Source organism: Tenacibaculum profundicola (assembly GCF_057220795.1).
Genome location: NZ_CM170137.1, coordinates 3620995 through 3634414, shown reverse-complemented (window position 1 = coordinate 3634414; position 13420 = coordinate 3620995). Strand labels below are relative to the sequence as shown.

The 13420-nt window shown below is 31.2% G+C and carries 1 protein-coding gene; it reads right to left on the bottom strand.

Annotated elements, in window-relative coordinates; all coding sequences use genetic code 11:
- Positions 1 to 82: 82 nt before the first annotated feature.
- Positions 83 to 13171: a non-ribosomal peptide synthetase gene (locus tag AC2TDS_RS14915; RefSeq protein WP_484736373.1), complete on the bottom strand. Its 13089-nt coding sequence runs from the start codon at positions 13169 to 13171 to the stop codon at positions 83 to 85.
- Positions 13172 to 13420: the final 249 nt, after the last annotated feature.

Sequence of the window (13420 nt, the reverse complement as noted above, 5' to 3'; positions counted from 1 at the left end):
GAGCATTTAAATATTCGTTTTATATTTTTTTTATGTAGCATATATAATTCAATTTTTTATAAAGATCTATTTTGTTCGGGCATTAAAAGAGCGCTTCAAAATCATCCAAACTAAGGTCATTTTCTCCTAAATCACTTGGTGTAACTACAGTATCTTCCGTACGTTCAAATAAGAATATTAATTCTTCTAAGAGCTCAGAGATACTGGTTTTAAGTTGATGAATCGTTTCATTATGGAATCGGGTTGTATTAAAGTTGATTGTCATCTGAATTTGCCCGTTTACAGTTACATTTCTTATATACAAATCGTATACTATTGGACGATTTTCAGATATCCCTACTCCTGTATAATCTTGCGAAACGGTAATTTTGTTATAAGACATTTGTTCAGACTCAGTATCAAAACTCCCTAAGTTATTATACATAATCATAATTTCTTCTCGAACTGATTTTGGTTTCATCAAATCATGATAAATACCGTACCCTATTCCTAAGTTTGGCACTTTTCGAAGTACTTCTTTGGTATGAACTAGTGTTTGTTCCAAATTATACTGAGGTGTTAATAATACCGGGTATTTACAAGTAAACCAGCCAACAGTTTCACTAACATCAATATCTTCTAATAGCTCTGCCCGACCATGACTTTCCATATGAATTTTAGCGTTATTTGCATTAAACACTTTTTGTAAAGCAACACTTAAAACAGTAAGAATAACGTCATCCGTTCTACAAGCATAAATTTGGTTCGCTTTGGTTAATAACGTTTCTGTTTGAGTTTCTGACAATGTCAATGCCATAGCGGTTTGATGAGATGTTGAACGATCTCCTTCTGGAACATCAGGTACTATCTGTGATGTTTTTTGTTCTGAAACTTCCTGCCAATAAGAAAATTCTTTTTGAAATATGTGACTCTCACCATATAGTTTTAATTGTTTTACCCAGTTGCTATAAGGATATTTTTTTTCTTCTAGTTTTAATTCCTTTCCTTCTACTTGTAGTCTCTTTAATTTTAATATATCTTTTATAAGAATTCTCCAAGAAATCACATCTATAACAAAATGGTGAATTACAATGACTAATCTACTTTCATCATCAAAATCAAAGATGGCTGTTTTTATCAACGGTCCTTGATCAATATCCAATGTTTTGTGAAGCTTTGATGTAGCTTCACTATGCATTTTTTCTAAACTCCCTTTTCCTTCTCTATAATCAAAGTATAAAGGTTTTTCTATATGTATTGTTTTATCATAAAACATGTGCCAATCATCATTTTCTTTCTTGAAATTTTGTTGTAAAGCATCATGTTGCTGTATTAATATTCCCAATAAATGTTGTACTTCCTCTGCAAACCATCTATCATCAATATCTTTATTAACCAATGAAACCGCAAGATTGAACTGAGAAGGAATACCTCCATATCTATCAACAAACTCTGTTTGAATAGGTAGTAATTCAGATTTCACTTCAACTTTGTGATTAGAAGACAACTTGTTTCTATGCTCTAATTGAAATGCCTGTTCTCTTAGTGTTGGCGCCGTCAAAACCTTCGTAATACTGATGTGGTATTTTAGTTTTTTTAATTTAGAAACTACCAACATGGACTTTATTGAATCACCTCCAAGTTCATAAAAATTGTCATCTAATGACATATCTTTTGAGGTACGCAATACTTCTTTCCAAACAATAGCCAAGGCTTTTTCCTTTTCCGTTTCTGGTAGATTTACAACTTCAGTTTTTCCTTTTTTACGAGACAGATTTTTTATTCTTTTTCTATCTATTTTATTATTTGGGGTGAGTGGTATTTCATCAATTACTTCTATTCTTGTAGGAATCATATATGATGGCAACTGATTCTTTGTATAAACTAAAATATCTTCCACATCTAACGATTGTTCTTCTGAAAGTTCTACAAACGCCATTAAACGTTCATCATTATTAGATACTACAGCTCTTCTAATCAATACATGTGTTTCTAAAATAGCTTCAATCTCCGTAAGTTCTACCCTAAAACCTCTTATTTTAACTTGATGATCATTTCTGCCTAGAAATTCCAACTCTCCATTAGGCAACCATTTTCCTAAATCCCCTGTTTTGTATATAACTTCATTATTTTTATAAGGATGCTTTACAAACTTTTGTTTTGTCTTCTCTGTGTCATTATAGTAACCTAGAGAAACTCCTGTACCTCCAATAACAATTTCTCCAACAATTCCAATGGGTAATAATTTGTCATTCTTATCCAAGATTAGAATTTCCATATTATCAATTGGTTTACCTATCGATATTTCTGATGAAGGTTTCATTTCTTTATAAGTAGCACAAACAGCTGTTTCTGTTGGTCCATATTCATTAAACAATCTTACGCTTGGAAGTTTTGAAAAATGTTTATCTAAAACAGTTTGCGTTAATGCTTCTCCTGCTACTGTAACAGTTTTTAAATGAAGATTTTTATTTTTTAAATCGTCCAGTATAACTTCATAAAAAGTTGGTACTGCAATGAAATTTGTTATTTTTTTGTCTTCTATATATTTCGAAAGATAATCTGTATCTAATATTTTATTTTGATCTGGAATACATAACGTAGCTCCTGATCGCAACGCTCCAAAAATATCTTCTACAGAAGCATCAAAATGAAAAGAAGGGATACTCAAAATACAATCCTCATTTGAAAAGGAATATACTCTTTCTCTCCATTTCAATGTATTGATAATGCTTTTATGAGTCACGCTTACACCTTTAGATTCCCCAGTAGTTCCAGAAGTAAATATCATATAAGCTGGATCTAAGGCATTGATTTCTCTATTTACGCTTTCGGTCGGTTGTTTATCTATGACATTCTTTCCATGTTGATGTTTCAAAGGGCTTTTAACAGCTTCTGACCGTAGCGTTCCCAATTCAAAAATTACATCATATCGATACTTTGTCAATTCGTTTGCTACTGAATGTTTTTTAGCGGAAACTATAGGTGATCTTTGCATTTCATTCTGAATAGAAAAATCAATGAAAAAATTAGGAGCTACAAATAATTCTGTGTCAAATGTTAATTTTGTCTTAGCTTTTTTATGCTCTTGTTGATACAACCTCAGGTCGTTTAACATAGTTTGCTTTAACTCATGATTCATGATATCTCCTAAAAATAAGACTCCGTCTTTAGAAATGATACGACATGATTTTTTAAGAATATCACGTAAATAGTTCAATCCTGGAAAACATTGTATCACACTATTTATAATAATAATATCAAAAGTTCCTAAATCTAATGAATCAATTTCAGCCGCTGACTTCACATAACATGAAACATTATCTACACCTTCTCGTTTTATCTTATTAACATTTTTATTGATGACTTCTGAAGAGATATCTAAACCTACATATTCTTTTACATGAGGTGCAATGGCAAACATTGTTATTCCAGAAGCACATCCAACCTCTAAAACACGTTTTTCTTTATTTAAATATGGGCGTATTTTATAGAGAATGTTTTCAGAGTACTCTTTCATTTCTAATTCAGAAAATGGTATTCCTGTAAAACTACTTACCCAACCTCCTGCTTCAATTTCATCTTTAGCAGTAGTAGCAATGTGATTCCATAATTCTTCCGACATTAACGGGCTTTCTTCTTCTACTATTGTATATGGTTCTTCCGTATCTACACATACATACGTTTGAAGTCTAGCACATTCCCATTGTAATATATTGGCCACACCAATTTCTGAAGTACTTATAAAAACTAATGGAATTTCGGCCTGGTTTAAAACTTCTTTTTTTCTTTTTAACGGCCATTTTACATCGAGTGGTACATAAGAACATCCTGCCTTTAAAATTCCTACAATTAACGCTATGTATGTAGACGATTTATGATAAAGTATTCCAATGTTTCTTCCTTTTGGTATATTATTCTCTATAAGGTAATTACTTACTTTGGATGATAATTGATCCAGTTCGGAATATGTTAATATACTTTCATTATCAATAACTGCATTTTTATTTGGTAATGTAGTCGCATAATTAGAAATAAGAGATACCAATGTATCTTCTGTTTCTAGTTCATTTTGAAGACCTTTGAATTCAGATAATAATTGTTGTTTTTCTTGCGGTGTTACTATATCAATTTCCGACGCGGAGAGTGTAGGGTCTTTTATTATCTGTTGAATACAATTTTTAAGATGACGTTCTATTTTTTGCAAATCAGATTTTGAAAATAAATTTGCATCAAAAGAAAATCCGAAATGCAACTCAGTTCCAGGCATTACAATAAATGCGAAATTGTAATTGGATTGTTCGTAGACCTCGAAATCTAAAAACTCAAAATCTAGATTCTTTTTATTTTCATTTAATGAATTTAGACTTGGGTAATTCTCAAACACATATAAATGATTTATCAAGCGGTCTTTTAGATGAGAATTTGCCTGAATTTCGGACAATTGCAAATAATGATGTTCTTGTGAATCAATCCAAAATTGCTGGTGATTTTTAACTACATTTTCAAAGGAATCATTTTCAAAACATATACGAACAGGAATCGTATTTATAAACAATCCAACCATGTTTTCTACATGTTGTAAATCTCCTGGTCGTCCAGAAACTACAGCTCCAAAAACAACATCGTTTGTATCATTATATTTTGCTAGAAGCATGCCCCATATACAAGAAACTAGGGTATTTAATGTAATCCTGTTTTTATTTGCTAAATGCTGTAAGGCAACCGTTTCTTCTTCACTAATATGAAATGAATAACGATCATGTGATTTACTAACGTCTTCTACTAGGCTATTTTTTTCATAAGGAACTTTTACTCCTTGCTCGTAATCAAATAATAATTGTTTCCAATAAGTTACTGCTTTAGAGTTATTCCTTTTAGTTAACCAATTTATATAGTTTGAGAATGGAATTTCTGTACCAATATCAATCCTATTATTCTGTAACAATTGAATATAAGCTCTAAAGAAATCATTAAAAATGATGCTATTACACCAACCATCAAAAAGGATATGGTGATGACTTAAACAGAACTCAAAAACTGTACTACTTAATTTAAATAAATGAAGTCGTATGAGTATCCCATTTTCTAAATCAAAGCCGTTTTCTATATCTTTCTTTTTAATTGTTTCAAGCCTTTCTTTCCTGGTTTTTTCGGATAGATGAGATATATCATGATACGCAAAGTTCAATTTTTGATATCCCTTAACCACTTGTAATAAATCGCCTCCTATATCATCTGTGAAAGATGTTCTTAAGATAGCGTATTTATTAAGTACAACCTGAAAAGCTTCCTCCACTTTATCTGCAATAAAATTCCCTTTAAGTCTGAAGTTTTTCTGTTCAAAATATGCCTTACTAGTTTTATTCCTCTTATAGTGATAAAAAATTCCCTTTTGTAATAAACTCATTGGTAATACATCTACTACATTATCATTGACAAATATTTCAGAATCTGCCATTTCAGTAATACCAAAATCAGAGAACGTAAAATCTGAGGGTGTATATTTTTGTTGTTCCAAAATTTGACAGTGTGAAATGATAGCATAACACTGCTGTTCATAATTCGATAACAATGTTGTTATTTTTGATTCAGAGAAAAAATGTTTTGGATAGTAACATTGCACATATAGTTTTCCATCTTGTATTCTTGCTTGAATATCTATTAGGTAATCACGTGTCCTTTTTTCAGATATAGGATTTACCCCAGGTTTCATAACTAGAAAACCATCCTCCATTGTATTAGAGTCAATATTTCCGATATAATTAATTCTAAGCTCAGGCTTAACTATTTCTTTTGAAGATTTTGACAAATACTTATGCATTCCGAAACCAACACCTTTATTTGGCACTTTTCTCAGTGTTTCTTTCGTATGCATTATCCGTTCGCTAAGAGTTTTATGTACATGTAATTGTACTGGATATATTGAAGTAAACCATCCAACAGTGCGACTAACATCTATATTATCTAAAGTCTCATGCCTTCCATGACTTTCTATATCTATTAAAACCTCTTCAGACCCGAAAGTTTTAGAGAACGCATCTAAAAATGCTGTCACTAATACTTCTTCGATATTAATATTATACTTTTTTTGAGGCAATTCTTGAAACATTAATGTTTCTTTCTCTGAAAATATAAACGTAGATACATGCTGATTTTCATATGTATTAATCAGTTGATCTGTATTTTTAAATAGAGATGTATGCAACGCTATATTAAATTGTTTCCAATATGCTACATCTTTTTGAAAACGTTCTGTTTTTATCTTTTCTAGTTGTTGATTCATCCAATACAAATACGAATCTGTTTTCTTTGGCAATACAACCGGTTTGTTATCACTCAAACTTAGATATATATTTTCAAAATCTTCTTTTATTATATACCATGAAATAATATCTATGATAAGATGGTGAAAAGAAAAGAAAAGCAATGATTTTTGATCCGTTTTGAAGAGAGCTATTCCTATCAATGTATCTGTTACATTAGTACATTCTTGAACATACCTTGATTTTTCTAAAACAAAGTCTTGTTCAACATTTTCAAACTCATAAAAATTATAGATCGCATTATTTTCTATCGTTTGTTTCCAGTCGGAATCTATCTTTAAAAATTGTGCTCTTAGTATGTCATGATGCGCTGAGAGTATTTCAAAAGCTTTTTTGATCTTTAACTTTTCCAGTGGTTGTTTACTCTCGTATAAAAAAGAATAATTAAAGAAATGAGGAATGTCTTTCTCATTATTAATAAATCTACGTTGTATTGGACTTAACGGAACTTCTCCAAAAACCTGATCTTGAATGATTTTTCTGTTTTTCACCCTTACAAATGACCCCAATTGTTCTATGGTAGGATATTTCAAAATATCAGTCAAATCGAAAGTCAACCCTTTTTCTCCAACTCTAGATAAAATTTGAATAGCCTTAATAGAGTCACCTCCTAACTCAAAGAATACATCCTTTATTCCGATATTTTCAACTCCTAGTACTTCTTCCCATATAGCTGCCAACATTTTTTCGTTTTCAGAACTTGGAGGTATATACTCTGTGGTATTTTCTTGTTCAATTTCTATGCTCTTTAGCAACTCTTTCTCAATTATTTTCCCATTTTTGTTTATTGGAAATTGATCTAGTAAATAGAATTGTCTTGGCAACATATACTCTGGAAGATACTGACGTAAATACTCTTTTAAATCAGCGATATTTGTTCTTGTACTAAGTACAAAAGCAATTAAATGTTGCTGATCATTATTTTCAACTACTGTAATATGAGCATTTATAATAGCTTTGTGATCAACAAGTAGGTTCTTGATTTCTTGTGTTTCAATCCTATAACCATTAATTTTTAGTTGCTTATCTTTTCTACCTAAAAACTGTATTGTACCATCAGGAAGTGTTTTTCCGTAATCACCTGTTTTATATATTTTTTTAGTAGTTCGGAAAGGATCGGAAATAAACTTTAGGCGTGTTTCTTCTGTTGCTATATATCCTTTAGCCAATCCATTTCCTCCTATAAATAATTCACCGACAACTCCATTAGGAACCATTTCTAATTCAGAATTTAATACATATATGTAACTTCCATAAATTGGTTTCCCAATTACTGGGGTTTGCAGAAAAGCATCAAGATTTTCCTTTGTAATTAGGTGAGCACAACTTCCAATCGTTGCCTCTGTAGGTCCGTAATGATTTAATACAGAAATTCCTGTATCTACAATTTTTTCAATGTCACTAAGTATTGGTGATTCTCCACCACTTACAATTAATCTTAGCTTTGAATCGTGCTTGAGGATGTTTTGAGAAACATCGAGTAAAACATTAAGGTATGATGGTGTTACTTTAATGTATGAAATTTGATAATCCTTTATAATGTTGGTAATATCTAGGATAGTTTTTGCCTGGGAAGTTTTAGGTACAAAAATAGTTGCCCCAGAAAGTAAACAAGGAAAAACACTAGTGTAAATAAGATCAAATGCTAAACTTGATAGAACAATAGAACTATCCTCAGCAGTTATTTCATTTGTTGTAATAAACCAATTTGAATAATTCAAAACAGCTTCATGAGTAATTAAAACTCCTTTAGGTTTCCCTGTAGTACCCGAAGTATAAATACTATAACATGTAGTATTTGATTGTATTTCTTTCACTTCAAAGTCTCTCGAATAATCATTTTGATGATTTCTGAATTTTGAAATTATCGTGCTATCTACACACGTTTTACTCTTGCTGTTTTTGGTTATATATGCAATCCTTTTTTCAGGGAACTCCAAATCAACAGGAATAAAAAAGCATCCCATTTTAAGAATACCAATTATGGTAATGAAAAACCACTCGTCTTTTTCTAGTCTTACAACAATACCATCTCCAGCGACAATACCGTGCTCTTTTTTAAGATAATCTGCAAACTGATTACCAAGAATATTTAATTCTTTGTACGTAACTTTTGTATAACATGTTTCTAGAGCGATATTCTCTGGATAATTATGTACAATATTTTGAAATCTGGAAACAATAGAATCATTCAGGTTCGTTGTAACCTCTTTTCTCTGTGAGGCCTTTATATATGATTGTTGTTCAAATTCTGACAGAACAGATATTTCTCTTATTGGGAGATTCTTATTTGAAACTAGTCTTGGAATGAAGGCTTTAAAGTGATGTAAAAATTGTTTCATCGTAGTTTCTTCATAAATATCTGGATTAAAATTAGCGCTAAGAACAATCTTGTTATTACTTTCATAATAACTTAAATTTAAGTCAAATTTAGATTTTACATTATCGCTGCTTATAATTTCATCCTCAGAAGGAATTCTATTATCTACAATCGCAGATTCAAAATTTTGAGAAGTGAATAATATATCAAAAATAGGACTTCTACTTCTATCTCTTTCTACATTCATTTTTTTCAATAGCGCATCCAAAGAGTATTCTTCATATTTAAAAGCTTCTAAGGTATTGAGCTTAACTAGAGAAAATACTTCTTCAAAATTTTTATGTGGTGAAATTGTATCTCGTAAAGCTATCGTATTGATATATGGTCCTATTTGGTTTTCTAATTCTTTTGATTTTCTAAGTGCTACAGGGCTCCCTATAATAATATCCTCTAAACCAGTATATTTATGAAGTAACACCTTCCAACAAGATAATAAAGTGATAAATAAACTTCCGCCATTAGACTTTGAAAACGATTGTAATAACTTTGAAGTAGACTCTGGTAATGAGGTTTTTAAAATTTTTCCTGAATATGTTTTAATTTTAGGACGTATTTTTGTTCTTGGTAAATCGATTAAAGGAAGCTCACCAGAAAGCTTTTCTTCCCAAAACTTTTCATGTTTTTTAAAGGTTAAATCTGAAGTTATTTTTCTTTCCCACTCAGCATAATCTTTATATTGTAATGACAAAGGAGCAAATTCATGAGTTGTACTGCTTTTTATAGCTTCATAACATTCAAATAGTTCTTTTAATACTAACTGTATCGACCATCCATCAGAAATTATATGATGTAGTTTTAAATAAAAAACACTCTTGTTTTCAGGAATATTAAATAGCGCGTAATGCAGTAAAGGACCTTCTTCCAAGTTAAACAATGTTTTATTTTTAACTTTTATATATTCATGTATCAAAAAATCCGCTTGATCATTTTCGGAATAATCAAAAAAATCATAACTATGAGTTACCTCTTTTGGTCTTAGAATCCATTGTTTAATATCTGATTTTTCATCCTTTCTAAAAACTGTCCTCAAAATTTCATGTCGTTCAATAATACGATCTACCGCCGCATATAACACATTAATTTGATATGTATCAGATAGTTCTATTACCATAGGCATATGATATGCTATAGAACCCTCAGGTATTTGGCTTTCGATCCAAATTCGTTGTTGAATATTTGATAATGAATAATTAGCTTTAGTTTCGGTAGCTGATATTATTTTACTATCATCATCAGAAATATGTCCGGAAATACTTATAATTGTTGGAAAAAGAAAGATATCCCTCATCCCCAAGTTACTTCCAAATTCAGTATTTATTTGGTTTACCAGCTGCATCGCTTTCATACTATGCCCACCCAATTCAAAAAAATTGTTTGTAACCCCAATTTGTTCAGTTTCTAAAATGTCACTCCAAATTTTAACCAGTTTTTCTTGAATGATAGTTTTGGGAGCTACATATTCAGTTTGAACCATGTCTTCCAAATTAACTTCTGGAAGTTTTTTTCGATCAATTTTTCCATTAATTGTTATCGGGAGTTTCGGAACTTGGACAAAAAAACCAGGAATCATGTAATACGGAATTTTCTCTTGAAGATGTTCACGAGCAAATCCTTTATGTAGCTTTTTATCACTTATATAATATGCAACTAAATGTTTTTCGTTTTTGTGCGATTGTATGTCTATATACGCTACCTCTATAGGTGAATCTTTTGTTAGAGCTACTTCTATTTCTCCTAACTCAATACGATGGCCTCGGATTTTTATTTGCCTGTCTCCCCTTCCCATAAACTCGATGTTTCCGTCTGGTAGTTTTCTGGCTAAATCACCTGTTTTATACAATATTTCACCTTCTATAAATGGATGTGCGATATACTTTTCGGCGGTTAATTCTGGAGCATTTAAATACCCTCTTCCAACACCATCACCAGAAATACATAGTTCTCCTATAATACCATCTGGTTGCAGTGTATTGTATAAGCCATCAATAATAAAAACCTGATAATTAGCAATTGGTTTTCCTATTGGTATGTTGGGGGTTACTATGCTTTCAATACTTTTTACTTCATAAGCTGTAGCACATATTGTAGTTTCTGAGGGTCCATAAGCATTTATAACTTTTATATTGTTCGCTAAGTACCAAGTAACTGCTTCTGTTTTTATGGGTTCAACACCAAGAAGTACTTTTTTAAGATATATACTTTCATAAGTACTTAATGTTTTAGCTATTTGGAGCACATGCATTGGATGAATATAGCAATGTGAGATACGATTATCATAAAGAAATTTGGCATAAGCATCTGGACTAAAAGTTATTTCTTCTTTAGCAATAAACAATGTGCTACCTGATGTTAATGCTGTAAAAATTTCCATTACAGAAGTATCAAAAATTGGTTTACATGTAAGTGAAATATGGTGAACCTCCATGTTATAGTAAAACATGAAATTAACACAGTTTTTATGCGTTATCATCACTCCCTTTGGCGTTCCAGTAGTTCCCGAAGTGTAAATCACATAGGCTAGGTTTTCAGGTGTAGTATGACGCTGCAACGTTTTATTTTCAAACCTCGATGCAGTTTCTAGAAAAGTAGTTAATTCTTCCTTATCAATAACTGCTTTACACTTAGTATCATTAAGTATATAGTCTATTCTACTCTGCGGATAATCTAATACCATAGGCACATAAGCTGCACCTGATTTTAGAATTCCTAAAATCGAGATAATTAACCATTCGCTTCGCTCTAATAATACACCAATTAAATCATCTGGATGGGTATCATACTTTTCTTTTATATAGCATGCAAGTTGGTTGGATTTTTCATGAAGTTGCTGATATGTTAAGGTGTTTTCTCCAAAATTTACAGCAACGACATTAGGAGTTTGCTTTGCCTGATCTTCAAATAAATCTATTAATGTTTTGTGCCTGGGATATGTAAGATCTGTATTATTATAAATTTCTAATTGTTCTTGACTGTCTTTTTCTAAAATATAATCGATTTTACGAATAGGTGTGTATAAATCATTCGTAATAACCTTTTGCATGAAATTTTCAAAATGAAGCAGAAGTTTATCAATAAAGCTAGACTCATAAACATCATTATTATAATTTAACGTTAACTTTAGACCATCAGTTTCTACAAACATAAAGCTCAGATCAAACATTGCCATAGTTGAGTCTATTTGACATGAATATGTTTCTAGTCCTTCAAAAAAATTATCTGTCGCTAATGTATCTACCTGTGTTTGACTTTGTAGCACAACCATAACATCAAACAGTGCTGATCGAGAAATGTCTCTTTTTAAATTAAGCTTGTCTATCAGTTCATCAAAGGGATATGTTTGATGTTCGTAAGCCTCAAATAGGTTTTCTTTTTCACGATTTAATACTGTTTTAAAGGTATCATCCGATAAAATTTGTGTGCGAATTGCAATCGTATTTATAAAGAGTCCTATTTGATTTTGTAAGTCAGGGTGCTCTCTTCCTGCCACCGGCGTACCTAAAATGATATCACTTTCATCTGTATAACGAGACAAAAAAGCATTCATTCCTGCTAAAAGTGTTACAAACAACGTAACCCCTTCATTTTTTGATAATTGAATAATATCACTATGAAACTCTTTTGAAAACTTAAAATGGATTGTTTTTCCATTGTATGTTTTAATCGATGGACGTTTTTTAAAACTTGGCAAATTCAGCTTAGGGAGATCTCCTTGAAATTTCTGTACCCAAAACTGTTCTGCCTTTTTGTGTTTTTGTTCTGTTGCTAATGAGTTTTTCCATACGGTATAATCTGTATATTGTACGGATAACTCTGGAAGTTTTAGTGTGTTTTTTTTGAAATAGGCATTATAAGAAATTACTAACTCTCTTGAAAAAACCTCAAGAGACCAACCATCTCCAATACTATGATGTAGTGCACATACTAAAATATGATTTGTTTCAGATAATTTAATTAACCTAGCTCCAAGCAAAGGGGCTACCGTCAAATCAAAATCAAATTCACAAAATTGATTTATATCTACAGAGTCATTATGAGTCTGATCAACATATTCTATTGAAAAAGAAATATCATTTGGAGGTGTAATTTGTTGAAATACTTCGCCATTTTTTTCCACAAAAGATGTTCTTAGACTCTCGTGTCTTCTAACCACATAAAGAAAGGCATTTTCCAAGGCGTCCATCTTAAGAACACCTTCCATTTTGTAAGCTACCACTATATTGTATGCTTTATTAGCATTTTCAAACTGGCTCAACATCCAAATACGTTTTTGGGCTGAGGTTAATGGGTAGTACGTTTGTTTAGGTGACTTAGGAATTTTGGAAGTGGCCTGAGAGCTCAATAGTGCAACTAAATCCTCTTTATATCTCTTTATCTCCTTTATATGTGATGATGTTAAGACACCTTGAGGAGCTTTAATTTTTAGATCGTTATCCTTTACTTCTAAACGAACTCCCAATTTGTATAATTTATCTAATAGATACTTCATATTAACAATAAATGCTATTGATTTTTGTGACAATATTTTTAAAAATTACTATTTACAATTCCCCGTCTATGCTAAAAATATCACGGTTTTGTATTTCCGTATATACCTTTATTATTATTCGAAACATAGCTTAGTTTACATTCTCATGCTGCATATAGTATACCTTCTTCAAAGAAGTGTATAAATCGTTCTATATATCCATTTTGGATTGGTTTACCCTCTTTTGCCTCCATACAAATTCCAAGTCGG

Bases quoted from the DNA above. Each gene is read 5' to 3' on its own strand.
- AC2TDS_RS14915 (WP_484736373.1), bottom strand. From the start codon at position 13,171: ATGAAGTATCTATTAGATAAATTATACAAATTGGGAGTTCGTTTAGAA.